Here is a 24608-nt window from a genome sequence, read left to right as displayed (position 1 = left end):
AGAAGTAAGCACTTAAGGAGACGGACCAGTGGCCGACAACGCGCGTGCCAAGAGGCTGGCGGACCTCATCCGAGAGGTGGTGGCCCAGAAGCTGCAGCGCGGGATCAAGGACCCGCGGCTCGGCTCGCACGTCACCATCACGGACACCCGGGTCACCGGGGACCTGAGGGAGGCGACCGTCTTCTACACGGTGTACGGGGACGACGAGGAGCGGGCGGCCGCTGCCGCCGGTCTGGAGAGCGCCAAGGGCGTGCTCCGCTCCGCGGTCGGCGCGGCGGCGGGCGTGAAGTTCACTCCCACCCTGACCTTCGTCGCGGACGCCCTGCCGGACACCGCCCGGACCATCGAGGACCTCCTCGACAAGGCCCGCCAGTCCGACCAGAAGGTGCGCGAGGTCTCGGCCGGCGCCACCTACGCCGGCGAGGCGGACCCTTACAAGAAGCCGGGTGAAGACGAGGACGACACCGCCGAATGACCCAGAAGAACCGGACGCCCGACGGGCTTGTCATCGTGGACAAGCCGTCGGGCTTCACCTCGCACGACGTGGTCGCCAAGATGCGCGGCATCGCCCGCACCCGCCGCGTCGGGCACGCCGGCACCCTCGACCCCATGGCGACGGGCGTGCTCGTCCTCGGCATCGAGCGCGCCACCAAACTGCTCGGTCACCTCGCGCTGACCGAGAAGGAGTACCTGGGCACGATCCGCCTCGGGCAGACGACCCTGACCGACGACGCAGAGGGCGAGATCACGGGGTCGGCAGACGCCTCGAAGGTCACCCGCGAGGCCGTCGACGCCGGGATCGCCAAGCTCACCGGCGACATCATGCAGGTCCCGTCCAAGGTCAGCGCCATCAAGATCGACGGTGTGCGCTCCTACAAGCGGGCGCGGGAGGGCGAGGACTTCGAGATCCCCGCCCGGCCCGTCACCGTCTCGTCCTTCGCGGTGTACGACCTCCGGGACGCCGTCGCCGAGGACGGCACCCCGGTGCTGGACCTGGTGGTCTCCGTGGTCTGCTCCTCGGGCACCTACATCCGGGCCCTGGCCCGCGACCTGGGCGCCGACCTGGGCGTCGGCGGCCACCTCACCGCGCTGCGCCGTACCCGGGTGGGCCCGTACAAGCTGGACGCGGCGAAGACGCTCGACGAGCTCCAGAAGGAGCTGACGGTGATGCCGATCGCCGAAGCGGCTACGGCCGCGTTCGCGCGCTGGGACGTGGACGCCAAGCGGGCCCGGCTGCTCACCAACGGCGTACGGCTGGAGATGCCCGAGGTGTACGCGGGCGGCGGCCCGGTGGCCGTCTTCGACCCCGAGGGGCGCTTCCTCGCGCTCGTCGAGGAACAGAAGGGCAAGGCGAAGAGCCTGGCCGTCTTCGGCTGAACCCCCGTGAACACAGGCTCTGCCTGCCCGTGGAGCGGCGGTCACGGGGTTGTGCCCGCCGCTCCATGGTCCCCCCTCGGTTCCCCCACCCCTAGGGTGTATCCACCGACCCCCGTCTGTTCACCCGTCCGGGCAGGCGCTCGGAGTGAACCGAGGGAGCGGAAGGGGGCGCGTTCGCGAAGTGATCTGTCCCGCTGATCATCGCGGCCCTAACGTCGAACCGAGGGCACAGATGTACGGCGGGGAGGCTCGAACATGGCGGGACGGGGCCCGCGGACCGGGGGCGGACACCGGTCGGCGGAGGACACGCGCACCGGACACACCCCTGGCGGGGAACAGGTCGCCCGCGACGCCGCCCTGGTCCGCGTCCACGATCTCGCCGGCCGCCCCCGCGGCACCGGCTTCGTCGCCGACCACCACGGCACCGTCATCACCAGCCACGAGGCCGTCGACGGCCTGCCCAGGCTCGTCCTGCACACCGCCGACGACCGCACCTGCCTGGTGACCGCGGACGCGGTGACCCCGCTGCCCGGCCTGGACCTTGCCCTCGTACGCACCGAGGGCCTCGGCGTCGACCCGCTGCCGGTCACGGTCCGGGACCGGGTCGAGACCGGCAGATACGTCCGCCTCGCCGCCGGCTGCTGGCGCGAGGCGCGTGTGCTCGGCGCGACCTCCGTGACGTACGCGGCGACGGACCGCTTCCATCTCCTCGACGAGGCCCTGGAGTTGGCGATCGGCACGACAGGACGGGACGCCCTGCGGCTGGGCGGCGGAGCGGCCGGCGGGCCGGTCCTGGACGCCGAAACCGGCGCCGTGGTCGCCGTCCTGGGCACCGCACTGCAGTCCGGCAACCGCGACGTCGGCTTCGCGGTCCCGCTGCGACCGGCACCGGGCGGCCCGCTCGCCGACCTGCTCGCCCGGAACGCGGAGACAGTGCCGGCGTACGGGGCCGACCTCAACCTGGCCGGTGTACTGGAGCTGACGGCGACATCGGTGGGGCAGGACGGCCCTCCGGGGACGCTGGAGGGCCAGGTCGGCCGGAAGGACGTCGAGCCGGTCGAACGGGCCGAGACGGCAAGGGAGTTGGCCGCGTTCGCGCGGGGCCCGGCCACCGTCCTCGGTCTCGTCGGGCCACCGGGCAGCGGTCGTACGACGGAACTCGCGGCCCTCGCCGCCCGCCGCAACCGCGGCCCCGAACCGGCCCCCACGCTGTGGCTGCGCGGCGCCGACCTGAAGGAGGACGACACCTCGGTCGCGGACGCCGCCGCCCGGGCGCTGGCCCGCGCCGCCCGCATCGTCGCGGCGGCGAGGTCCACCTGCGCGGCAGCCCTGGGCGACACCGGCCCGAACCGCCTGGCCCAGGCCGCCCGCACGGCAGACCGCCCCCTGCTCCTCCTCCTGGACGGCCCCGAAGAAATGCCGCCCGCCCTGACCCACCGCCTGGGGGAGTGGACCGAGGGAACGGCGGAATGGCTGCGGGAGACGGGGACGCGGCTGATCGTGGCGTGCAGGGCGGAGTACTGGGAGGTCCTTTCGGCCGCCGCGGGCACGCTCTGTGGCGCCGGTCCGCATGTTCCAGCCCGTCCGGCGTTCGAGGACGAGGCCGATCAGGCCGAAAGCGGGGGTCCGGTGGCGGCAGCCCCCAGGTACGGGACGGGTGGGGGCGACCTCCCCTGCGTACGCCTGGGCGACCTCACGGAGGACGAGGCCCGCAGAGCCCGCGCGCGCTACCGCATCCCCGAGGGCACCCTCGAAGCCCCCGACGCCCGCCACCCCCTCACCCTCCGTCTCCTCTCAGAGGTCCACGCGGCCCTGCAGGACGCCCCCACCGCCCGCGTGGACCGCAACGACGTGCTCGCGGCCCACCTCGACCTGATGTGCCTGCGCATCGCCGTCAGGCTGGCCGCCGAGAACGGCCTGCGCGGCACCGCCGTACGCCGCCTCGCCGCAAAGGTCTCCGGCCAGGTCCACGAGGCCGCCCGCCGCAGCCTCGGCCCCGGGCACGGCGAGCTGGACCGGAAGACGTTCGAGGCGGTGTTCCCCTGGGGAGCGGCCCCCGCGAGGCTGGGCGGCGGCACCGGCTGGGCGTCCGCGGTCCTCACCGAGGGCCTGCTCGTCCCCGCCGGCAGCGGCTACCGCTTCGCCCACGAGGAACTCGCCGACTGGCTCCAGGGCATGCACCTCGACCTCGACGAGGCCCTGCGCACCCTCGTCCACCACAGCCGCACCCCCGACGGCGGCACCGGCGCCCTTCCCGTACCGCACCACCGCATCGGCCCCGTCGTAGAGGCCCTGCTGCTCCTCGCCCGCCAGGAGGGCGCCGCTCAACTCGCCGTAAGAATGGAGGAGTTGGCCAACGTCCTGGACGCGGACCCGCACTCCTGGTGGCCCGCCCGCCTCCTCACCGAAACCCTGCTGCGGGTACCGGACGCCACCCCGTACCTGGCGGTCCTGCGGCGGCTCGCCGACCGGCTCGTGACAGCACGCCGACAGAGCTGTCCGAACTCCCGGGAAACCAAGGACGATTCCCGTCCCGCCCCCACCGCCACGGGCCCCTTCGCTCCCGGCTTCTGGACCGCCCTGCCGCTTCCGCGGACCGAACGCCTCGATCTGCTGCGCCATCTGCTCCTCGCCGACGGTCCGCCGCAGGACACCGGCCCTCGCTTCCTGGACGCCGTCTCCCGGCTGCTCGCCGCCGACCCCACCGCCGTGCAACCCCTCCTCACCCACTGGTTCGACGACGAACGCCCGCTCCCCGCCACCCCGCACGCGACCGTCGCCAAGGCGGCGCAGGCACTGCTGCACACCCACCGGCACCTCGCTCTGGACGACCTGACCGAGGTGCTGGTCGAGAGTGCGCACCCGAGGGCGGACGAGTTGCTCGCCGTGCTGGCCGAGGACGAGCCGTCCACCATCTGCCGGGCCGTCGACCGGTGGGCGCACGACGAGCGGCCCGCGCGGCGGGTGGCGGCGGTGGCATACGGCCTGCGCGCCGCCCCCCACGTCCGTACCGACGCCGACCGCGAACTCCTCCGGTACGCCGCCCTCGCCCTCCTCGCCCGCCCCGCCGACTGCACGTTGCACGGCGGCGCGCTCGCGCTCCTCGTCCGCGATCCACGCACGCGTGCCCGCCATCTCCCGCAGGCGCTGCGGCAGTTCGCGGCCGGCGACCCGCACTTGCCGCCGAGCGCCCTGGTCGCCGCCCTGACCACGCACCCGGAACCGGTCCTCGACGCCTTCCGCGAGCGGCTGCGCGGACCGGACACCGGTCAGGCACTGCGCACGCTCGCCGACGTCACGACGCCCCCACTGGCCCGCAGGGTCGCCACGCTGGTGCGGGAGGCGGTGGAGCGGCGCCCGGAGACCGCCGTCGACGTGGCCGCGTACGTCGACCGGCGGCTCGACCAGGGACCGGAGGCACGCGCCGTGCTCTTCCCCCTGGTCACCGGTCTGCTCGACGGCGGCCCCGAGGAGGTACGGGCCGCGCTCGCCGCCGTACTCGCCGCTCCCGGCACCCCCGCCTCCCGCCTCCTGCGCCGCGAACTCCTCGACTTCCTCCTGACCCACGAACAGCACCCCGCCGTCCTGGACGCCCTGCTGCACGCCGCGGCCCCGCGCGAGGGCGACGACGTGCGCGAGCTCGTGCACCGCACCGGCCTGCTGCTCGTCCGCACCCCGGACGGCGCGACCCGTTTCGACCGCGCCCTGGTCGACCTCGGCCGGCAGGTCCCCGGCTTCGCCGCCCGCATGGCCGGCTGGCTCACCGAGGCCCCACAGGCCTGGTCGGCGGTGGTGGGCCCCGGCGCCCGCCGCATGATCGAAAACCTGGCGGGCGCCCGCGTGCCGGTCTGAGCACGGCCGCGCCCGTAAGGGGCGCACACGCAGCCGCATATCGGCACCACCCGCGGAGCGTGCGGCGTGCGTCGGGTCACAGCACCCATGCCGATGCGGGCCGTTCGCGCCCGGCATGGCACCCTTAGACCTGCGTAAGAGGTCGGTATACACGGACACGGGTTCGAGGAGCGGTCACAGTGCAGCGCTGGCGTGGCTTGGAGGACATCCCCGAGGACTGGGGGCGCAGCGTCGTCACCATCGGCTCCTACGACGGAGTCCACCGCGGTCACCAGCTGATCATCCGGCATGCCGTGGACCGCGCACGTGAACTGGGCATCCCGTCCGTCGTCGTCACCTTCGACCCGCACCCCAGCGAGGTCGTCCGCCCCGGCAGCCACCCGCCGCTGCTGGCCCCGCACCACCGCCGCGCCGAGCTGATGGCGGACCTCGGCGTGGACGCGGTGCTGATCCTCCCCTTCACCACCGAGTTCTCGAAGCTGTCGCCGGCCGACTTCGTCGTGAAGGTCCTGGTCGACAAGCTGCACGCCAAGGCGGTCGTCGAGGGCCCGAACTTCCGCTTCGGGCACAAGGCCGCGGGGAACGTCGAGTTCCTCGCCGAGCAGGGCAAGGTCTACGACTTCGAGGTCGAGGTCGTCGATCTGTATGTGCGCGGCGAGGCGGGCGGCGGCGAGCCGTTCTCGTCCACTCTCACCCGGCGCCTGGTCGCCGAGGGGGACGTCGAGGGCGCAGCCGAGATCCTGGGCCGCCCGCACCGCGTCGAGGGCGTCGTCGTCCGAGGCGCTCAGCGGGGCCGTGAGCTGGGCTTCCCGACCGCCAACGTCGAGACCCTGCCGCACACCGCGATCCCGGCCGACGGTGTCTACGCCGGCTGGCTGCACGTCCAGGGCGAGGCGATGCCGGCCGCGATCTCCGTCGGCACGAACCCGCAGTTCGACGGCACCGAGCGCACGGTGGAGGCGTACGCCATCGACCGCGTGGGCCTCGACCTGTACGGCCTGCACGTGGCCGTCGACTTCCTGGCCTACGTCCGCGGCCAGGCGAAGTTCGACTCCCTGGAGGCCCTGCTGGAGCAGATGGCCGAGGACGTGAAGCGGTGCCGCGAACTGGTGACGGCCGCCGAGTAGCCGTACCCGCAGCTGTTCCTACGACGCCGAAGGGCGGCCGGTGCTTGAGAGCACCGGCCGCCCTTCGGCGTATCCGTACCGCTACTGCTGCTGTGTCCAGCCGGGCGGGATGGCGCCCTGCTGCGGCGGCTGACCCTGCTGCGGGTCCTGGGGCGGCTGCTGCCAGCCCTGGCCCGGAGCCGGCTGCTGCGGGGGCTGCCCCCAGCCCTGCCCCGGCTGCGGGGCGCCGCCCTGGCCGTAGAGCTGCTGCTGGGGATCCTGCGGCGGGGGCGCGTACCCCTGCTGGGGCTGCTGCGGGTACTGCATGTTCGGGTTGCCGAAGCCCTGCTGGGTACGGGCGAAGTCCTCGGCGATGAGGGCCGCGAGATCGAAGTAGGCCTCGCGGGTCTTGGGCCGCATCATCTCGAGGTCCACCTCGGCGCCCGCCGCGAGATGCTCGTCGAAGGGGATCACGACGACCCCGCGGCAGCGGGTCTCGAAGTGCGCGACGATGTCCTCCACCTTGATCATCTTGCCCGTCTCGCGGACACCGGAGATCACGGTGACCGACCGCTGCACGAGATCGGCGAAGCCGTTCGCCGACAGCCAGTCGAGCGTGGTCGAGGCGCTGCTCGCACCGTCCACCGAGGGGGTGGAGATGATGATCAGCTGGTCCGCGAGGTCGAGGACTCCGCGCATCGCGCTGTAGAGCAGACCGGTACCCGAGTCGGTGAGGATGATCGGGTACTGCCGGCCCAGCACGTCGAGCGCACTGCGGTAGTCCTGGTCGTTGAAGGTGGTGGAGACCGCCGGGTCCACGTCGTTGGCGATGATCTCGAGGCCCGAGGGCGCCTGCGAGGTGAAGCGGCGGATGTCCATGTAGCTGTGCAGCTGCGGGATCGCCTGGACGAGGTCGCGGATGGTCGCGCCCGTCTCGCGCCGGACCCGTCGGCCGAGCGTGCCGGCGTCCGGGTTGGCGTCGATCGCCAGGATCTTGTCCTGGCGCTCGGTGGCGAGCGTGGCGCCGAGCGACATGGTCGTCGTGGTCTTGCCGACGCCGCCCTTGAGGCTGATCACCGCGATCCGGTAGCAGGACATCACCGGCGTACGGATCAGACCCAGCTTCCGCTCCCGCTCCGCGGCCTCCTTCTTGGCGCCGAGCTTGAAGCGCGAGGGGGCCTGGTTGTTCTTGCGGGCCTTCGGCTGGTTGCGCAGCAGCCGGTCGGAGGAGAGCTCCACGGCCGCGTTGTACCCGAGCGGGGTCCCCGGCGCGGCTTGCTGCTGCGGGGGCGCACCCGGTCCGGCCTGCGGGCCGGGCGGGGCGGTCCAGCCCTGGTTGCCGTACGCACCGGGTTGCTGCTGCAGGGGCGGCTGCGGCTGCGGCGCCTGCTGCGGGGGCTGCTGGGCCGGAGGCTGCTGCTGCGGTGCGGGCTGCTGCTGGGCGGGCTGCGGATAGCCGTAGCCCGGCTGCTGGGGCGGGTAGCCGTAACCGGCCTGCTCGGGCTGCGGCGGGTAGCCGTAACCGGCAGGCTGCGGCCGGCCCGGCTGCGGCGGTGCGGGCTGCTGCGGCGGGGCGGCCTGGGGCGGCTGCTGCTGCGGGTAGCCGTATCCGGCGGCCTGCGGCTGCGGCTGCCCCGGCTGGCCGGCCTGGCGTGGGTCGGCCGGGGCGGGCTGTCCGCCCTGCGCCGGGTAACCGGGCTGCGGCTGGGCCGGGCCGAAGGTGCCCTGCGGCGGCGCCTGGTGGGCCGGCTGCCCCGGCTGCGGCTGGGCAGGGGGCTGCTGCCCGGGCGCCTGGGGGTAGCCGTAACCGGCCGCGGCCTGCGGGTCCGGCTGCGGCACTGCCTGGCCGGGGTGTGCGGGTGCGAAGCCCTGCGGCAGCGGGGGAAGTCCCGGGGCGGCCTGGGGCGGGGTCGGGGCCTGCGCGGTGGGCTGCGGCTGCGGCTGCGGCTGGGCGACCGGCGGGGGAGCGGTGGGCCCTGCCTCCGCCTCGGCCTCCGGCTCTGCTTCCGCCGTCGCCGGCGCGGGGGAGTCCGCCTCGGGCGCCGACTCGTCGGCACCGGTCGCGGTCGTGGCGGGGGCGCCCGGCTCCGGCTCGTCGCCGTGCGGTGCCTCCGGCTCGTCGTCGTCGCCACCGCCGAACAGGCGCGCGGCCTCGGCGTCGGCGGCCGCGTGGTTGAGCTCGGGTTCCGGCTGCTCGGGGGCCGCCGCCGGGGCGGCGGCCTGGGCGTCCTCGTCGACCGGGTGCAGCACGGGGAAACCGGGCGCGGCGGCCGGGGGCGCGGGAGGCGCCGGCTGCTGTGGTGCGGCGGGCGGCTGCTGCGGGGCCGCGGCGAAACCGCCCGATGTGTCCTGGCCGGACTGCGGCGGTGCAGCGGCCTCCGGCTGCTGGGGTGCCGTCGGCGGCGCGGTCGGAGTCGGCTGCTGCGGGGGCGCGGCGAAACCGCCCGACGTGTCCTGGCCGGACTGGGGCGGAGCACCGGCTCCCGGCTGCTGCGGGTAGCCGTACCCGCCGGGCGTCGCCGCGGGGGCGGTGCCCGGCGCGGACTGCTGCGGCGGGAATCCGTAGCCACCCGTGCCCTGCGTCGGAGCGGGCTGCGCGGGCTGCGACGGGGGTGCGGGCTGCTGCGGTGCGGCCTGGGTGGGCGGCTGTGCCGGTGCGGGGGCGGGTGGCGCGGGACGCTGCGGTGTGACGCCCGGGGGCCCCGTGGGTGCTCCGATGGGCGGCCCGCTCGGGGGCGGCGGCGATTGCCGCCCGCCGTCCTGCTGGCCGCCGGACGAGGAGCCACCCTGCGTGCTTTGGGCGTACCAGGCGGGCGGCTCGTAGACGATCTCGAACTCACCGGTGAGATCCACCTCGTGATCGTCCCCGTCCGAGGAAGGGCTGCCGCCGTTGTACTCGGACCGATCCCTGTTCACTGCTTGCCTCCTGGTCAGCCACTGCTGCTGAGCTGGTCGTCGTCGCGGCCGGGCGGACCGAGTGGCGAGTCCCACGCGACTGCGATCGTCACCGCACCACCAGAAGCCTAATCACTCGCATGGCGGGACGGAAAAGCCCCCGTGGGTGCGAACTCAACAGCCTCACGGGTGCGGCCGGTTCGCGCCGTTCGCACCCTTCCCCCAATGACGACGACGCGTCAGTCCATCCGTCGGGCCACGCCGAGCAGGCCCGTCTCCGCATCGGTGGGTTCGGTCATCACGAACTTGTGGTGCTTGCGGGTGCACCACAGGGCCGCACCTTCGTGCAGCGCCGGCAGGTGTTGCAGATGCTCGTTCGGCACGCCCAGGGTGTCGCGGACGACCTCGATCTCCTGCGGTGAGATCCGCTGGATGCCGACCAGCTGCGCCTGAGCCAGCCAACGCGGCGCGTGCTCGCTGACGTACGGCAGAACCGTCACCACGGCCTGCCACGGCACGGAGGTCACCCGCCCGCGCGGCGGACGCACACCGCAGTCCCGGATCAGCACCACCGGACTCGACACCGACGGGCCCTGCGCGGGCACCCGGCCCACCGGATAGACCGTCACACACTGCTGGCCGCCGCCCGCCGCCTGCGCCAACTGCTGCCAGACCTGCGGACGTCCGGTCTCGACGCCCACGCGCGCGCCCGTCGCGGCGGCGCGCAGCGCCAGCACCTGGGCGAGCCACAGACCACCCACGAGGACGACGTCGAAGGCGGTCGGCCGGGACAGGCCCAGCACCGCAGGCTGCGCATCCGGGTCGGTGCCGATGAGCACACCGTCGTCACCGATGGGCATGCTGATCGCCGCGAGTTCGTCGGCGGTGACGACATGCCGGTTGCGGCGCGGCCCGCGCAGCCCGAACCCCGGGCTGACGATGCGCCGTTGCTGCTGCGGGGTCTCCGGCTGCCGGATGATCGGGATCATGCCGGTGTCGGTGGGCGAGGCCACGTGCGCCGGCGTCGAACGGGCGGGGGTGTGGCCCTGCTGTCCTGGAGGCATGGTCTGCGGGGGGTAGGACATCAGTAGGTACCTCCGAGCGGCAGAGTGGCGAGAGCACCGGGCACCTGCTCCCGGTCGAGACGGACCAGACCGGCCTTCGCGGCACCGGCGGCCCGTTCCAACTCCCGTCCCACCTGGCCGAGTTCACTGTCACCGCGGGCGGTGACCCGGATGTGCCCGGTGAGCGAGACACCCCTGTTGCCGGCCTTGCTCAGGGTCATGCTGAACGTCGTGGCGAGCACCGGCAGCGAGGTCAGCCGCGTGACCAGCTCGGGCAGCGCCACACCGCCGTTGCCCAACTGCGGCCAGCGGGAGACCCAGTACGTCGCGTGGTACCGGTCGTCGACCCGCCAGGACTTCACCGCCTCGACGGTACGGCGCTGGGGCGCCCGTCCCTCCTGGCCGTGCTGCGCGTTGGCGCGCGGGTTCAGGCAGCTGGACGTCGCCAGCGCCTGCACCAGCTCGTTCTCGTCGAGGATGGTCGCCTTGAAACCGGCGCCGGCCAGCCGGCTGGACAGCTGGTCCGCCACCCGCAGCAGCGCCTTCTGCGCCCCGGGGACACCGTCCCCGCGCGCCTGCACCGCCTCCGGGCACAGCTCCGGGTCCAGCTTGAGGGCGACCCAGGTCAGCCGCAGCGCGGGCGAACCGACCTGCGCCTGCAGGGGGCCGTACGAGCGCGCGGCGAGCGACTGCGCGGGCAGATGAGGCGCGGGCGCCGGCTGGGTGTGCTGCACGACCTGCGCGGAGGCGAGCCGGATGCCGTCGACCTCCAGGGCGTCCTGGACCAGCCGCAGCGGCAGCTGACGGTGGGCGGCGGCGGGCCGCAGCGGCTCGTCCGCCGGCTGCACGAAGAGGACGGCGGTCAGGAAGGTCCCGTCGCCGATCATGCCGATCGCCCGGTTGTCACGCGACACGAAGTTGTACGTCCGCAGGGCCGGGTCGCACTCCACGACCGGCGCCAGCATCGCGTCGGTCCCGGGCGGGACGGGCAGCTTCGCGTCGCGCCTGCGCTGCCGCATCGCGCGCGTCGTCTCGTACCACTCGGGCAGCGGACGGCGGCCACGGCGCAGCACCGCCAGCAGAAGCAGCAGCACCGCCACGGCGCCGGCCGGCGCCAGCAGCCAGGACGTGTCGGCGGCCCAGGCGGCCAGCATCACCGCGGCCGCGAGCTCCACCAGGATGAGCTGCTGCAACCGGACCGGGCCCAGACCCCCGGGGCGGGGCAGCGTGCGCGGCGACGCGGCGGCGGGGGCGGCAGGAGCGGCCGGGGTGCGACGTCTGTCGCCGGGCCCTCCCTGTTGCTGCTGTGCGCGGCGACCGCGCCGAGTGCTCGTAGCGCTGCTCATCCCCCGGGACATCCCTTTCGAGAACTATGTGGCCGCTCACCGGGCCATCACTGGTCCATGAACTGGGCCATGACTGGGCCCACAACATCCGTGTGGGCGGCTCACGGTACCCGCTGCGAAACACCAGGCGACACACGGGACACCGAAACCACAGGTGGCCAGCCTTTCACGGACCGGGCCCGCATGGTGAAGCGCTGTGGTGAAGCTCTGTGAAGATGCGGGGGCGGCCCAACACCTGGTGAACGGGCGTCCGGTGGCGCAGGGCATAGTAGGTGCCTGCGCGGCCGAGCAGGTGCCTGCGCGACCGAAGCTGCCTTGCGAACGCGATCCGGCGGCACAGGCACGATCGAGCGGTATCGGGCAGCACAGTCACGATCGAGCAGTACAAAACGAGAGAAACGGGGACCATGGCAAAGCGTCAGGACGAGCTCGCCGCCTACAACTTCGCTCGCAAGCGCACCGTCGCGGCGTTCCTGGCACCGTCGCCGGGCGGCTCGGAGGAAGGCGCACCGCGTCCCATGCGCACGGTGACGCCCAGCCTGGCGCTCGGCGTCGTCCTGGTGATCGGCTTCATCGCCTACGGCGTGATCAAGCCGGCCGCACCGGCGGGCTGGGACACGCCCGGCGAGTACATCATCGTCGACAGCGACTCCACGACCCGTTACGTCGTCATCAACGACAAGGCGTCGAACGGCAAGAAGGTCGCGACGCTGCACCCGGTCCTCAACTACGCCTCCGCCAAGCTCCTCCTCGACAAGGGCAAGGGCAGCGTCCTGGAGGTCTCCGGCAGCGAGATCGACAAGAGCGACCTCCCGCACGGCGCGACCATCGGCATCCCGTACGCCCCCGACCGCCTGCCCTCCAAGGAGGACGCGGAGAAGGCGAAGACGTGGGCGGTGTGCGAGCGCCCGGCGCCGGGAGGCTCGGCCGACTCCATCGACCGCGCCGTCTTCGTCCTCAATGCCGACGACGCCAAAACGCTGGACAATTCCGGCAAGGTCGATGCCAGTGAGGCGCTGTACGTCAAGGACAGCAAGACCGGTGCGCGCTATCTGATCGACCGGGCCGGGAATCGTTTCCTGCTCGGTGGACCGGAGCTCGACCAGACGACCATGGCGCAGCTGCTCTCGGCCGTCATCGGCCAGTCCGCCGAGCCGCAGCCGGTGAGCCAGGAGTGGCTCGCCACCTTCAACGACGGCGGGGCCATCACCTTCCCGACCGTCCCGGGCGCGGGCCGGACGACCACGGCCAAGGGCCTGCCCACCGGGGCGACCACGGTGGGCCAGGTACTGGAGTCGGAGGACGCGCAGGGCAAGCAGTACTACGTGGTCCTCCAGGACAAGGTCGCCTCCGTCACCCCGTTCGTCGCGGAGCTGCTCAAGCAGTCGCCCCAGGCCCGGGCGACCGGGACGACCAAGGTCCCCCAGAACGTCATCATCGCGGCCAACGGCGGCGCGCCGGAGAAGTTCTACGGGGACAAGGGCTGGCCCCAGGCCGTCCCGCACCAGGCCAACCCCGCGTCCACGACGACCGGCCAGGCCCGCACCACCTCGTGCAGCGTCTACGACGGCACCTTCGGCGCCGACAAGAAGCCGAAGCTGGCCGCCTGGGCCGGAACGGCGTACCCGAAGAAGGTCGTCTCCGGTTCGGTGAGCGCCTACGTCTCCTCCGGCTCGGGCCTTCTCTTCAAGGAGCTCACGGGTGTCGCGGGCGGCGGCGGTGCGCAGTACCTGCTGACGGACACGGGTCTGCGCTACTCGCTGCCGTCGAACAACGACAGTGCGGCGAAGGGCGACGGCGCCGGCTCGTCCGCCTCGACCGGGTCGTCGCAGAGCGCGAGCGAGACGGACAAGGCCCGTACGCGCCTGGGCTACGAGGACATCACCAACCCCGCGCTGGTTCCGCAGACTTGGGCGGAGTTCATCCCCAAGGGCCCGACGCTGGACACGGGCAGCGCGTCGCAGGAACAGAGCCAGTGAACGTAGAACCCCGGTGGGCGGGTCGGCGATTGACGCCGGTCGCCCGCCAACGGGCGGACAAGTCCGGGTACTTGGGCGTGCCGGGCTTGTTGATCACAAGATGATCGCCCAAGTGTGTGAGCCGTGTAACTGATTGGTCTTGCCTGTGGATGAGTGACAGGCTGACGATAGAGTGTTTGCAGCGCTCAACGGTGCGAAGTCTCCGGGCACCAAGTAGGTTTCCCGGATCAGACAACATGAACGACGACATGGGGGAAGGTCATCATGGCCGGCCAGTTCCGGGTAACAGAGGACGAACTCACCAAGCTCTCCGGTGACATCAGCACTGTCAACGGCCAGCTGCAGGGCGAGATCCGCCGTCTGAACGGTGTCATCGAGCAGATCGCCGGCGGCTGGAAGGGCCAGGCGGCCACGTCCTACCACCAGCTGCAGGAGCGCTGGAACCAGGATGCGAAGAAGATGAGCGACATCCTCAACGACATCAAGGAAGCCGTGGACTCCACGCGGAGCAACTACTCCGCGTCGGAAGAGCAGCAGAACTCCGAGATCAGCAAGATCATGTCGGACTTCGGCTGAGCCGTACCCGGCTCCGACCGATCCACTGGACCCATTGGGTCCACTGGCTCCACTGATCCTGATCGATCCCGTACGACTTCCTAACGACTCTTCCTGAAAGGGAATGACGATGTCGATCCTCGTCAATTACGCAACCATCACCAACGCCTCCACGGACGTGCGTACCACCGCCGGCCGCATCAAGCAGCAGCTCGACGACCTCGAGGCCGCGGTCAAGCGCGTCGCCGCCACCTGGGAAGGCGAGGCGCAGGAGGGTTACCAGCGCAAGCAGACCGAGTGGGACAAGACGGCCCAGGACCTGCACAACACCCTCCTGAAGATCTCCACGGCGCTGCAGAGCGCGGCGGAGAGCTACCAGGCCACGGAGAAGAGCAACGCCGCATCCTGGGGCTGAGCCAGCCGGTGACCCGAGGCGCATGATGAAGAGAATCGGCCCAGCCGACGCCACGGTGTCGGCTGGGCCGAGCTCTGCTTCGGGCTCGTACACAGCAAATTCAGCAAATCTTCACACTCGTCAATCTTCACACCCGTCATCAATCTCCACACTCGTCATCGGGACGTCCGGCATCGGTACGTCAGGAAGCCCTGGGGGCCTGAACATGAGGGGCCTGAACGTGGAGGGCCGCAGAGCCCGTTCGCGTAGCCGCAACGACCGCAGGAGTGGAACCCGCGCACTGCAGCGGGTTTTTGGCGTGCTTGCGGTGACCGGGTTGTGCGTGGTCTCGGCACCGCCGGCCTTCGCTTCCGACGGCCCTGAGCCCATGGGCCCCGCGTCCGGCGGCCATGCCTCCGGCGGTGCGAAGTTCGGCCTGGCGGCGAGCACGGAATGCGTCTTCGGCGGCGACGTCATCAAGTCCACGCCCTGGTCCCTCCAGCGGATCCTGCTGGACCAGATGTGGGGGCAGGCGACGGGCAAGGGCGTGACGGTCGCGGTGATCGACACGGGCGTGGACAGCTCGAACCCACAGCTCAGCGGAGCCATGGCCGGCGCCGGCAAGACCTACGTCGACGGCGCCGCGAACAAGGACATCGAGGGCCACGGCACCCGGGTGGCGGGCATCATCGCCGCCCGTCCGATCGACGGCACGGGCTTCGAGGGCATAGCGCCGCAGGCCAAGATCCTCTCCTTCCGCTACACGGGCGGAGAGAACAAGCAGGGCAACTCGAAGACCATGGCCCAGGCGATCCACGATGCGTCCGTCTCGGGCGCGAAGATCATCAACATCTCCTCGGACACCGCGGACAAGCAGGACAACCAGGGGCTGCGGGACAGCGTGGCGGCGGCCGTGAAGAGGGGCGCCCTGATCGTGGCGGCCGCCGGCAACGACGGAGCCGACGGCAAGTCCGCCAACACCTACCCCGCGTCGTACCCGGGCGTCCTGGCGGTGGCGGCCTCCGACCGCAACGACGAGCGCGCCTACTTCTCCCAGGCGGGAGACTTCGTCGACGTCGCGGCACCGGGCGTCGACATGGTCTCGACGGTCCCCAAGAAGGGCCAGTGCACCGCCGACGGTACGAGCTTCGCGGCCCCGTATGTCGCGGGCGTCGCGGCTCTGCTGAAGCAGAAGCACCCGGGCTGGACGGCGGCTCAGATCTCCACCCGGATCGAGCAAACGGCCCAGCGCCCGGACCGCGGCCCCAACCGCTACATCGGCTGGGGCGTGATCGACCCGGTGGCCGCGTTGTCGGACGACTCGAAGCCGGCGTCCTCTCCGACCCCTGACCCGGCAGTGAAGGCCGGGTCTGGCGGGGTCGTTCCCATGGCGGTGACCATGGGCGAGAGCGAGGCGGAACGGGAGCGCCGGACAGCCATTTATGTGGTGGGCGCGGGGCTTGCTGCGGTGCTGGTGGTTGCGGGGAGTGGGGTGGCTTTGCGGGATTGGCGGAGTCGGCGGGTAGGAAGAGTTGGGCGGGTTGGGCGCACTGGATAGGCGGACCTGCTGGCCGAATCGGCCGATGTGGGCGACGACTTGGGCACCGCGCGGTGCTGACAATTTGAGGTACAGGGGAGAGGACAACGGGGTATGAGCGACGGGATGCGGGTTGATCTGAGCGCGCTGGATGAGGTCATCCGTAGGCTCTGGAGGTTGCTGGACGACATGGAAAAGGCCGGCACCACGTCGAAGTACGAGACGGAAATCCCGTTCGACGCCTTCGGTCAGAGCTGCTACTTCGCAGAGGCCGCGGACCTGCACGGGGCTCACGGCGATATGAAGGCGAAGATCGAGAAAATCATCAAGCAGCTCCACGAGTTGATCGACGACTTCAGTACGAAGACCTCGCAGGTCCGGGACAAGTACAACGACAAGGAGCACGAGATCAAGACGAGCGTGGGGGGCGACTCGGGCGGCTCCACGAACAATCAGTTGGCGCAGTAGCCGTTCCGGAAAAGCACTGACGAGGGGAGTGGGCCATGGCCGATGCGGCAGGGGACTACAGGGACAGCCAGAAGTACGCGGAAAACCAAGAAAAGGAAAGGAAGGCAGAGCACCAGAAGGAACATGACCGCCTCATCGAGTCCGACAAGGTCGCACACGATGGGCAGGGTGGTCGTCCCACGGGGCTCAAGACGGACTTCATTTCCTACTCGATCAACGGCTTGCGCTCGATGATCCTGGATTCCCAACCTGGCAAGATTGCCGAGGCTGGGAGCCACTGGAAGAACGTCCACAACATCCTGTCCGGTGGCGATGGTGACGGCAAGACCGGCGGTGTGGATCAGGTTTCGGCGAAGGACAGCGTTGCGGGCATGCTGCAGAGTGCTGTCGACAATGTCCTGCAGCACTGGGAAGGCCAAGCGGCTGAAGCTTTTCGAAAGAAGGCCGCCGACATCGGAGTCCAGCTTCGGAATGGTGCTGCGCACGCCAACTTCACGGCCGAGCAGCTCTTCGCGGTCAGTAAGGATCTCGATGCTTCCAAGGCCAAAATGGAGGACATCAAGGAACCTTCGTTGGCCGAGCGCGCGAGCGACAAGCTGAACGACGATGGCCGGGATGACTCCCAGATGAAGAAAGACCTGGCTGCAGGCGTCAGGGCCGATACCGTCGCCAAGGCGGATGAGAAGAACTTGTCGCTCCAGATGGAGCGGAGGCTGCAGGCCGTGGCGGTTATGGAGGACTTGGCGGCCAATTACCAGGTCTATACGAAGAACCTCAACAGTGCTGGGGCAATTAACCACAGAGAGGGTGTCAACCCTCCGGAAAACAACGTGACGATGCCTCCTCCGGTCACAGTACCGAGTGGTTCGGCGGGGGGACCGAGCGCGGGACGTGGGGCTAACAAGCCGTGGAGCGCTGGTTCAACAACCAGCATCAAGCCGGCCCCTACGGTGCCGCGTGACCCGGGCATTACGGGAGGCGCGCAGCTTCCGACGGCCAGCTCACAGCTTCCGACGGCTAAGACAAATGTGGACAGCATCTCTCCTGGTCTCTCTGGGACTGGTTCCGGCACAGGCGTTGGCGAAGCTGGCGTCGGTGGTGGCGGTGGCCTCGGTATCGGTGGAGCACGGAGCGCAGGTCTCGGGGTGCCTGGCGGAGCTGCTGGCCTTGCGGAGGGGTCTGCTGGCGGACTCGGGGCCCTAGCTGGTCGCGGTGGTTTGTCTGGCGCGGCAGCGGGCCGCGGTGCCGGAGGCCGAGCCGGTATGGGCGGAATGGGCGGCGGGGGCCTCGGAGCAGGCGGCCGAGGCGGTGCCAGTGCTGGCGGTCGTGGACCCCTCGCGAGGGCCCGTGGCGGAGTAGTCGGTGCTGCCAAGGGTGTCGGTAAGGGCGCCGGTGGCGGTGCAGGCTTGCACGGCAGTCGGGGCGGAACGCAGGCCGGCGCAGCTGGCGGAGCGGGCGGCAAGGACCGCCGGTCCAAGAAGGAGAATGGCGAGGGCGACCGTCCCGACTACTTGGTCGAGGACGAAGAGACCTGGATCTCGGAAGAAGACCGCAACCGCAACGTACCGCGAACGATCGAGTAAGCACGTAAGCGGGTAGGACGAACTGTCGTCGTCTGCCCATATATGGAGGCTGGTACGGCCAGCCTTAGCCGAGTGAGGAGCAAGGAATTGGGTTTCAAGCGAGTCTGGTCCACGACAAGTGTCGTGACCTTGACGGGAGCCTTGCTCCTCACTTCAGCACCCATTGCCTCAGCGGATTACATCCGTGATAAGCAGTGGATGATAGACGTCATGAACTTCAAAAAGGTTTGGTCGGAGTCACAGGGGCAAGGGGTCACGGTTGCCGTCGTCGATACTGGCGTAGACGCAAGCCGTCCTGACCTGGCTGGCCGGGTGCTGGAGGGTAAAGACGTCACCGGGGGCAACAATGCTCACAATGACACCAGCGGTCACGGTACGGGTATGGCAAGCATCATCGCGGGGCAAGGGCACGGGGCGAACAATTCCTCCGGCGTGATTGGCCTGGCACCGAAGGCCAAGATTCTCCCAATCAAGGCTGCTCATTCCGACGATTTTAATGATGATAAATGGGCTGACGGCATCCGGTATGCGGTTGATCACGGTGCGGGTGTAATCAACCTCTCGTTCACCGATTCTCTCGCCACCCCTGGTTCTGAGGGTGCTAAAGCAATCGCGTATGCGGAGCAGCATAATGTTGTTGTTGTGGCTGGCACTGGAAACGACGGAATCGCTGAATTGTCCTATCCTGCGAAGCTCCCAGGAGTGGTAGCTGTAGGTGCAGTTGACGAGTCTCTGAACGTCTGGGATGGCTCCAATTATGGCAAGGGAGTGACTCTCACTGCTCCCGGTGTCAATATCATCGAGGCTGACCCCAGTCAGCCCAGTGGGTATTCAAAGGGAACCGGTACGTCTGATGCCACTGCTTATGTCTCGGCTACCGCTGCCCTCATTCGCGCCAAATACCCCAACCTCACGGCTGGCCAAGTCATCAACCGCCTGATCAAATCGGCTACCTTCCTCAAACATGACGTTAAGAAGACGCCTGACGAACAGTACGGCTACGGCATCATCCGCCCGTACATGGCGTTGACTATGAACATCCCCAAGGGCTCCAAGGAGGGCCCCCTCGCCCAGGCGCCGCCGTCCACGTCCACGGAGTCAAGCCCTGCCTCCGCGGGCAACGACAGCACGAATCAAGCCAAAGAGAAGAACAATTCCTCCTCGGGCAACATCCTTCTCATCGTCGGCATTGCAGCTGCCGCAGTCGTCATCGGCATCGTCTTCGCGGTAATCCGCAGCCGCCGTAACCGCGGCAGTGGCGGCCCCGGTTCCGGCCCCGGTGGTGGAACGCCCCCGCACGGCACGGGCTACCCGCCCCAGCCCCCGACGGGCTACCAGCAGTACCCCAACACCCCTCCCACCCCCACACCTCCAGGCCAGTCCCCGCAGCACCCCAACCCCTACGCTCAACAGCCCCCGCACCAGGGGCAGTAGGAGTCGGCTCACCGTCCAGTGGTGGCGGGGATGGTTGGCCATCACAGTCCTCCGCGGCATGCACAACGACGGCGCAGTGAGCCATCCCGAGAACAAGAATGGAATGGAACCTCTTCAATGGGCGCCATCGTCCTTCTCGTCGGCGTTATCGGTATCGGAGCCGTGATTGCCGCCGTCACCGTCTTCGCTATTTCCCATAGCCGTCGCAACTCGGGTAACGCAGGGCCCATGAGCGGAACTTACCCACAGAACATGGGCTACCCGCCTCAGCAAGGGATGTACCCAACCGCTCAACAGCCGTACCCCGCCCCACTCTCCAACCAAGAGCGTGGGTACGATGCTCCTCCAGCCCAGCCTCCGCAGCAGCCCAATCCGTATGCACAGTAGCCCCTATGAGGGCCGGATGGTTATCAGGGCTAGTAGGTTTTGACTTCCTTCGGGCGAGATGACGAACAAAGATCACGGTCGCACCGTCGACTTCGTCTCGCACCTGCCTGAATGGTGAATTCATGGCACATTGTCTGCTTTCGCGGCCGCGCTCTCGCATTGAACCATCACTCAAGGAGCCATTTTCATGGGGGACCACTTCAAAACGGATACAGATCAGCTGGGGCAGTTCCTCAAGACCCTTGAGGGCTGTATCAGTGATCTGGAAGAGGCTCGGACCGCTTTGGCCCACGTCCGTGCTGACCAGATCGGGACTCAGCGTCTCGACGAGGCGTGTGACGGTTTCCAAGAGCGCTGGAAGTACGGATCAGAGCAGACCAAGAAGATGGTCGAGGCCGTGAGTGGGGGCGTGAAGTCCAACAAGAAGGCCTACGAGGAAGTTGAAGAAGCTCTGGAAAAGGCCTTCAAAGACATAGAGGCAAAGGGAACCTCGGGGCGGAAGGGCGCAAAGTAATGGCGGCGAACCCGTACCCCCACCTCGGTTGGAATCCCGTGCCGGGCATCCCGAGTGAGGTCAACGCCCTGAGGCAGAAGGTGGCTTCGGCCGCCACCGCACTCCGCAGCTGTCACACGCAGCTCGACAAACTGATCGGTGAAAGCAGCTATTGGGAGGGCGATGCTGCGAAGGCGTTCCGGGATGCCATCGACGGTGAGTTGCCGACTTACATCAAGAATGCAGCCCGCTCTTTGGAGAAGGCTGCGGCCCAACTGGGGAAATGGGACTGCGATCTGACGTCCAACCGCGATTTGGCACAGAAGTACGACGCTGCCGCAGCCGAGAAGAAATCTGCGGTTGCGTCGGCCAAGGAACGTCACGCAGAGGCCGAGAAGCATCCGGACCTGAGGCTCGCCGGCCAACAGTTCCCCACGCAGGAGGAAGCTGACGCAGCGACTGCGCGGTTGCGGGCGGCTGAGCGCAGCCTCAACGAAGCGACCATCGTGTTGAACAAGGCCAATGGCGAGTACAACGACATCATCGCCAAGGCGGAGGTGCTGGAGCACACGCACACGGACAACGCAGAGACGGTCGCCAAGTCGCTCGACGATGCCACGGACAAGCTGGCACCGCAGGAACCTGGTTGGCTGAGCAAAGCCGTAGATGCCATTTGGGACGGCATCAAAGCCACTGGCGACTTTCTGCTGGAACACGCCGGAACCATCGGTGCAATCGCTGGACTACTGGCACTCTTCCCCACGCCGCTTACACCGCTGTTCGCCGGTATCGCGGTTGTGGCGAGTGCAGCGTCCATGTCCAAGAACCTGGCAGATCCGAAGTTCAGAAGCGATCTGTTCGGAGGAGGAAGCGGTATGGATACGTTCTCGGCCTGGGCCTCTCTTGCCGGTGACGCCGTGGGGATGATCCCCGGAGGAACAGCCCTAGCGGCAGCAGGACGAGAAGTGGCCGAAGGGGTCAGTATGGCAGGCAGGATGGGTGTGGCCGTGTCGCGCAGCGAAAAAGCGGGTGCTTTTGTCAAAGAGATTGTCCCTGCCTTCTCGAAGGAAGCCACGGAGGGAACCGCCGACGCGTGGCGTGCTGCACGGGAAGGTGCTGGCGGATCGGCCAAGTTGATGGGCTCCATCACGGCTGGCGGTCTGAATGTTGCGGCGAACTTGGTGTCCTCTGCCGAGAGTATGGGAATGGTTTCTGGGGGCGACGCGACGGACAATGCCGTTAACAGCACGACGGCTGCTGCCACGATGCGCGACATTGCAGAGCTAGTGGGATGGGCGTAGGAAACTGCATGAGCGTCTGAAGGGGTAGATTGCACAGTGAATTATGATTTCAGCGGGCTAGAAACTCAATCGAAGCCCCTCCTATGGTATGGGCTTCCACATGGGTATCTCAGGTTGGATCTCAACCCGCCCTTTGAAAGAGTTCTGGAACTTGTCAAGCAGGTGCTCAGCCTGCCGGATGAGCTGCGGGACCACACGGAACGCGTCGTGCGATTCTATACAGGCATTGTGGGCCTGCTGAACGCTCAGAATGTTCTGGGGTGTGCACTCGGACTCCATCCAGATGAAGCGGGTGGATTCGCGTCTTCTGTTCTCACAGTCTCGGTCTTCCCGACGACGGGAGGCAATGCCAAGCTCGTACTCGCCAGTTTGGCAGGTTCCGCTGCCGACCGACCGGACGAGGGGATGCGTCCACTGGACTTGCCGTGTGGAGCCGGATTCCTCGCGGAGAAGAGCCGCCGCGCACCTGCACCAGGCGCACCCCCTGAGGGCAGCGACACGGCTCCAGAAGGGACGGTGTGGCAGGGAACTGTTGCGGTGACCGGTCCTGGCGCACGCGACATCGTTGTGCTGCAGTTGGTGACATCCGCCGTGGATCTCGCTGATTCCTATCGAGATGTGCTGCTGGGCGTCGCGCACACTCTGTCGTTCACCGACCCATTGCTCGCGGAAGCCGCAGATAACAGCAAGAGGCCGGGATCTGGGGCGGCCGCTGCGATCGAGAGTGACTTCGGCTAGTTAGACACCGGTAAACGAACGGAGTAGAGATGGCAGAGAACCCTCCAGGAGTGGACGTTCCAGCATCCGTGGACGTCGAACAGGCCATGAAGAACAATTACATCATCCTGGCAAAACTTCTTGCTTCGCGGATGGCCCTTGTAGTGGTCCTGATCGTGGTGCCAATGGCGATGAACAGGGCGGGAGCCTCTGCCTCATTTTTCCTGACACTTCCTCTCATCGTAGCGATATTCGTATTTATCCTTTCGGTTTACCGCCTTTGGGCTGGAGTCCGCTTGATCCAATGCCGGAAGGTGCTGCGTCACTACCCTCTTCGGTTCTACACGCGCGTGGTCAAGAAGGGTTCGCATTGGACCGAGTACGGCAACGTGTTTGAGGTCAAGATATCGACGAGGGGTGACCATGGCGCTCCGTTGATGAAAGCCATCAATGCTGCCGGACGTCGCCGTTGGCCGGGAGGAACTGAAAACGGCGTATGGGTTGCAGGGGACCTTGTTTTCGGTGGAGTAATGGTCGTACCAGGCAGCAACGCGATGCTGTTCTTGAATCCTGCTGATTGGGACAAGCTGGCACCCCAACGGGAGCAGGCTGATGCCGAGCGTATTGCTCGAGCGGAGCAGGCAGGTATCCATAAGCGGAATTGGCGGAAGCCGATGCTGCTGCGGGGCTGACATTAAGGAATCGTGAAGATTGGCAATGAGTAAGTTTTCCGTGAGTGATCTCATGAGTTAGCCTCGGCGTCTGCGAACTGGTGACTGAGTATTTGCCGACCTGCTCGCGCGTGAGACGAGATCGCCCGTGCTGAGTGAAGCCAGCCGACGGGCTGCCTGGGGGTGAAAACCTCTGGGACTCCCGAGGTTGGCTCCTTTCGGCATGGGGACGAAGATCGTGGGGTTGTGGTGAAGCGAGTATTCGGCTGGGCGTGCGGTGTCGTCCTCGCCCTGGTGACCGCGTTCTGGTGCGTCAACGCGACCGCCGACCTCGCCCTGTCCGCAGGCGTCTACGGCATCCCAGGCACGTACAAGGTGGACGACTGCGTCAACACCAGCAACAGCCGTAGGCACTCCAACTACGACTGCTATGGGCACTTCACGCCGGACGGCGGCACTGCCGGCGACGCCGTCTACGTGCACCTCGAAGACACCGGGCATGACTACCCGGACGGCACGAAGTTCGACGCACGGCAGGGAGTGGAGCCAGACACGATTCAGCGGGTCGGGTTCTGGGGCGTCGTGGGCGAGCTGTGGCAGGTTTCGGTCTGCGTGGCCGTCCTAGGGTGCCTCGCGGGGCATGCGGTCAAGCCACGCGGAGCGTCTCGGCGCCGCGAATCCCATGCCCGGGAGCGCTCGCGGCGCCAGCGGGTGGCCGACTGGATGCTCTATGTCGTGATGGTCGCGATCCCCGGGGGCATCCTGAGCTGGATCGCCATGCTCGCGGAGCCGACCCCGTAGGAAGGCCGGCCCCGTTGATCGTCCGCCCGCGCCGCATGATTGACTCCCGCTGGCCTGGCCACGCGACTTACGCGGCAGCGACCTCGCACCATACGTATTTTCCTCGGTTGCCGTTTCTGGTCAGCGGCTGCCAGCCCCATACGTCGGCGCAGGCGCGGACCAGTGCGAGGCCGCGGCCTTGCTCCGCGTCGACCAAGTCGGCCAGGTTCGACGGGGGGTCGGGCGGCTCGGGGTCGGCGTCCCAGGCGCCGATGCGGAGCACGCCGTTGCGCCACCGTAGGCGCAGGGCGGCCGGTCCTTTGGTGTGGAGTACGGCGTTGGCGGTCAGCTCCGTCGCGAGGAGTTCGGCGGTGTCTACGTGACGGATGAGGCCGTGCATCGTGAGGATCAGGCGGACGGTGCGGCGGCAGATGGTGACGGCGCGTGGGTCGTTCGGGATGTATAGGGAGTACTCCCAGGGTTCGGTTTCGGGCATGAAGGAACTCCTGTCGAAGGAGGGGAGTTGGTGGTAGCTGGGGGCGGGCGTGCGGTGGCAGTGCCGCAGCCGTCATGGCAGGACGGAGCAGTGCGCTTCCGATGACCCCGGATTCCGCAGCGTGTGCGTCGCGTCACTGACGGTAGAGCCACAATTTGGGACCATGCAAGTCG

The 24608-nt window shown here is 68.6% G+C and carries 20 protein-coding genes; 16 read left to right on the top strand and 4 right to left on the bottom strand.

Going from position 1 to position 24608, the window contains the following annotated elements; genetic code table 11:
• Positions 1 to 28: 28 nt before the first annotated feature.
• From rbfA to ABT254_RS36635, 4 genes are all read left to right on the top strand, one after another.
• Positions 29 to 475 (top strand): 30S ribosome-binding factor RbfA, encoded by a 447-nt coding sequence (rbfA, locus tag ABT254_RS36650; RefSeq protein ID WP_351480218.1) that lies wholly within the window; start codon positions 29 to 31, stop codon positions 473 to 475.
• Complete coding sequence (gene truB / locus ABT254_RS36645) at positions 472 to 1377, top strand: tRNA pseudouridine(55) synthase TruB (protein ID WP_351480216.1); 906 nt, start codon at positions 472 to 474, stop codon at positions 1375 to 1377. The genes rbfA and truB overlap by 4 nt, the downstream gene beginning before the upstream one ends.
• A gap of 255 nt (positions 1378 to 1632) precedes the next feature.
• On the top strand, positions 1633 to 5229 hold the full coding sequence (locus ABT254_RS36640; protein WP_351480214.1) for a trypsin-like peptidase domain-containing protein: 3597 nt from the start codon (positions 1633 to 1635) through the stop codon (positions 5227 to 5229).
• Between the two features lie 179 nt (positions 5230 to 5408).
• Positions 5409 to 6356: a bifunctional riboflavin kinase/FAD synthetase gene (locus ABT254_RS36635; protein WP_351480211.1), complete on the top strand. Its 948-nt coding sequence runs from the start codon at positions 5409 to 5411 to the stop codon at positions 6354 to 6356.
• 81 nt (positions 6357 to 6437) lie between these two features.
• On the opposite strand, the gene ABT254_RS36630 is transcribed toward ABT254_RS36635, so the two are convergent.
• The 3 genes from ABT254_RS36630 to eccE form a co-directional block, all read right to left on the bottom strand.
• Positions 6438 to 9251, bottom strand: a complete 2814-nt coding sequence (locus tag ABT254_RS36630) for an SCO5717 family growth-regulating ATPase (RefSeq protein ID WP_351480210.1) — start codon at positions 9249 to 9251, stop codon at positions 6438 to 6440.
• A 218-nt stretch (positions 9252 to 9469) separates the two neighbouring features.
• A complete protein-coding gene (locus ABT254_RS36625) occupies positions 9470 to 10315 on the bottom strand; it encodes a hypothetical protein (protein WP_351480208.1) in 846 nt (281 codons plus the stop codon).
• A complete protein-coding gene (eccE, locus tag ABT254_RS36620; RefSeq protein ID WP_351480206.1) occupies positions 10315 to 11640 on the bottom strand; it encodes a type VII secretion protein EccE in 1326 nt (441 codons plus the stop codon). Before eccE ends, ABT254_RS36625 begins: the two co-directional genes overlap by 1 nt.
• Positions 11641 to 12047: 407 nt before the next feature.
• Between eccE and eccB the strand changes: the two genes are divergently transcribed.
• The 12 genes from eccB to ABT254_RS36560 all read left to right on the top strand — a co-directional run bounded on the left by eccB (position 12048) and on the right by ABT254_RS36560 (position 23960).
• Positions 12048 to 13619 (top strand): type VII secretion protein EccB, encoded by a 1572-nt coding sequence (eccB, locus tag ABT254_RS36615; RefSeq protein ID WP_351480203.1) that lies wholly within the window; start codon positions 12048 to 12050, stop codon positions 13617 to 13619.
• A 264-nt stretch (positions 13620 to 13883) separates the two neighbouring features.
• On the top strand, positions 13884 to 14195 hold the full coding sequence (locus tag ABT254_RS36610; protein ID WP_115905532.1) for a WXG100 family type VII secretion target: 312 nt from the start codon (positions 13884 to 13886) through the stop codon (positions 14193 to 14195).
• A gap of 103 nt (positions 14196 to 14298) precedes the next feature.
• Positions 14299 to 14589 (top strand): WXG100 family type VII secretion target, encoded by a 291-nt coding sequence (locus ABT254_RS36605; RefSeq protein ID WP_351480200.1) that lies wholly within the window; start codon positions 14299 to 14301, stop codon positions 14587 to 14589.
• 367 nt (positions 14590 to 14956) lie between these two features.
• Positions 14957 to 16126 (top strand): type VII secretion-associated serine protease mycosin, encoded by a 1170-nt coding sequence (gene mycP, locus ABT254_RS36600; RefSeq protein ID WP_351480197.1) that lies wholly within the window; start codon positions 14957 to 14959, stop codon positions 16124 to 16126.
• 156 nt (positions 16127 to 16282) lie between these two features.
• The gene (locus tag ABT254_RS36595; RefSeq protein WP_351480194.1) at positions 16283 to 16573 is read left to right on the top strand and encodes a hypothetical protein; all 291 of its coding nucleotides are present in this window, start codon (positions 16283 to 16285) and stop codon (positions 16571 to 16573) included.
• Positions 16574 to 16608: 35 nt separating this feature from the next.
• Positions 16609 to 18156, top strand: a complete 1548-nt coding sequence (locus ABT254_RS36590) for a hypothetical protein (RefSeq protein ID WP_351480191.1) — start codon at positions 16609 to 16611, stop codon at positions 18154 to 18156.
• A gap of 72 nt (positions 18157 to 18228) precedes the next feature.
• The gene (gene mycP, locus ABT254_RS36585; protein ID WP_351480188.1) at positions 18229 to 19590 is read left to right on the top strand and encodes a type VII secretion-associated serine protease mycosin; all 1362 of its coding nucleotides are present in this window, start codon (positions 18229 to 18231) and stop codon (positions 19588 to 19590) included.
• A gap of 574 nt (positions 19591 to 20164) precedes the next feature.
• The gene (locus ABT254_RS36580; protein ID WP_351480185.1) at positions 20165 to 20491 is read left to right on the top strand and encodes a DUF6317 family protein; all 327 of its coding nucleotides are present in this window, start codon (positions 20165 to 20167) and stop codon (positions 20489 to 20491) included.
• Positions 20491 to 21771, top strand: coding sequence for a putative T7SS-secreted protein (locus ABT254_RS36575; protein ID WP_351480182.1), 1281 nt, complete (start codon positions 20491 to 20493; stop codon positions 21769 to 21771). Before ABT254_RS36580 ends, ABT254_RS36575 begins: the two co-directional genes overlap by 1 nt.
• A 114-nt stretch (positions 21772 to 21885) precedes the next feature.
• Positions 21886 to 22509: a hypothetical protein gene (locus tag ABT254_RS36570; RefSeq protein ID WP_351480179.1), complete on the top strand. Its 624-nt coding sequence runs from the start codon at positions 21886 to 21888 to the stop codon at positions 22507 to 22509.
• Positions 22510 to 22538: 29 nt separating this feature from the next.
• Positions 22539 to 23180: a hypothetical protein gene (locus tag ABT254_RS36565; RefSeq protein WP_351480176.1), complete on the top strand. Its 642-nt coding sequence runs from the start codon at positions 22539 to 22541 to the stop codon at positions 23178 to 23180.
• A 225-nt stretch (positions 23181 to 23405) separates the two neighbouring features.
• The gene (locus tag ABT254_RS36560) at positions 23406 to 23960 is read left to right on the top strand and encodes a hypothetical protein (protein WP_351480173.1); all 555 of its coding nucleotides are present in this window, start codon (positions 23406 to 23408) and stop codon (positions 23958 to 23960) included.
• A gap of 67 nt (positions 23961 to 24027) precedes the next feature.
• On the opposite strand, the gene ABT254_RS36555 is transcribed toward ABT254_RS36560, so the two are convergent.
• Positions 24028 to 24435, bottom strand: a complete 408-nt coding sequence (locus ABT254_RS36555) for an ATP-binding protein (RefSeq protein ID WP_351480170.1) — start codon at positions 24433 to 24435, stop codon at positions 24028 to 24030.
• Between the last annotated feature and the right edge of the window lie 173 nt (positions 24436 to 24608).

The sequence above is a fragment of the Streptomyces sp. NPDC001137 genome (assembly GCF_040298885.1).
Lineage (GTDB): Bacteria > Actinomycetota > Actinomycetes > Streptomycetales > Streptomycetaceae > Streptomyces.
Note: the sequence above shows the minus strand (reverse complement) of the source record. Positions and strands in the feature narration are given on the sequence as shown.

Coding starts and splice junctions, on each gene's coding strand:
- truB (WP_351480216.1), top strand. CDS start 472: ATGACCCAGAAGAACCGGACGCCCGACGGGCTTGTCATCGTGGACAAG.
- ABT254_RS36640 (WP_351480214.1), top strand. CDS start 1,633: ATGGCGGGACGGGGCCCGCGGACCGGGGGCGGACACCGGTCGGCGGAG.
- ABT254_RS36625 (WP_351480208.1), bottom strand. CDS start 10,315: ATGTCCTACCCCCCGCAGACCATGCCTCCAGGACAGCAGGGCCACACC.
- eccE (WP_351480206.1), bottom strand. CDS start 11,640: ATGAGCAGCGCTACGAGCACTCGGCGCGGTCGCCGCGCACAGCAGCAA.
- eccB (WP_351480203.1), top strand. CDS start 12,048: ATGGCAAAGCGTCAGGACGAGCTCGCCGCCTACAACTTCGCTCGCAAG.
- ABT254_RS36610 (WP_115905532.1), top strand. CDS start 13,884: ATGGCCGGCCAGTTCCGGGTAACAGAGGACGAACTCACCAAGCTCTCC.
- ABT254_RS36605 (WP_351480200.1), top strand. CDS start 14,299: ATGACGATGTCGATCCTCGTCAATTACGCAACCATCACCAACGCCTCC.
- mycP (WP_351480197.1), top strand. CDS start 14,957: ATGGGCCCCGCGTCCGGCGGCCATGCCTCCGGCGGTGCGAAGTTCGGC.
- ABT254_RS36590 (WP_351480191.1), top strand. CDS start 16,609: ATGGCCGATGCGGCAGGGGACTACAGGGACAGCCAGAAGTACGCGGAA.
- ABT254_RS36580 (WP_351480185.1), top strand. CDS start 20,165: ATGGGGGACCACTTCAAAACGGATACAGATCAGCTGGGGCAGTTCCTC.
- ABT254_RS36575 (WP_351480182.1), top strand. CDS start 20,491: ATGGCGGCGAACCCGTACCCCCACCTCGGTTGGAATCCCGTGCCGGGC.
- ABT254_RS36565 (WP_351480176.1), top strand. CDS start 22,539: ATGGCAGAGAACCCTCCAGGAGTGGACGTTCCAGCATCCGTGGACGTC.
- ABT254_RS36555 (WP_351480170.1), bottom strand. CDS start 24,435: ATGCCCGAAACCGAACCCTGGGAGTACTCCCTATACATCCCGAACGAC.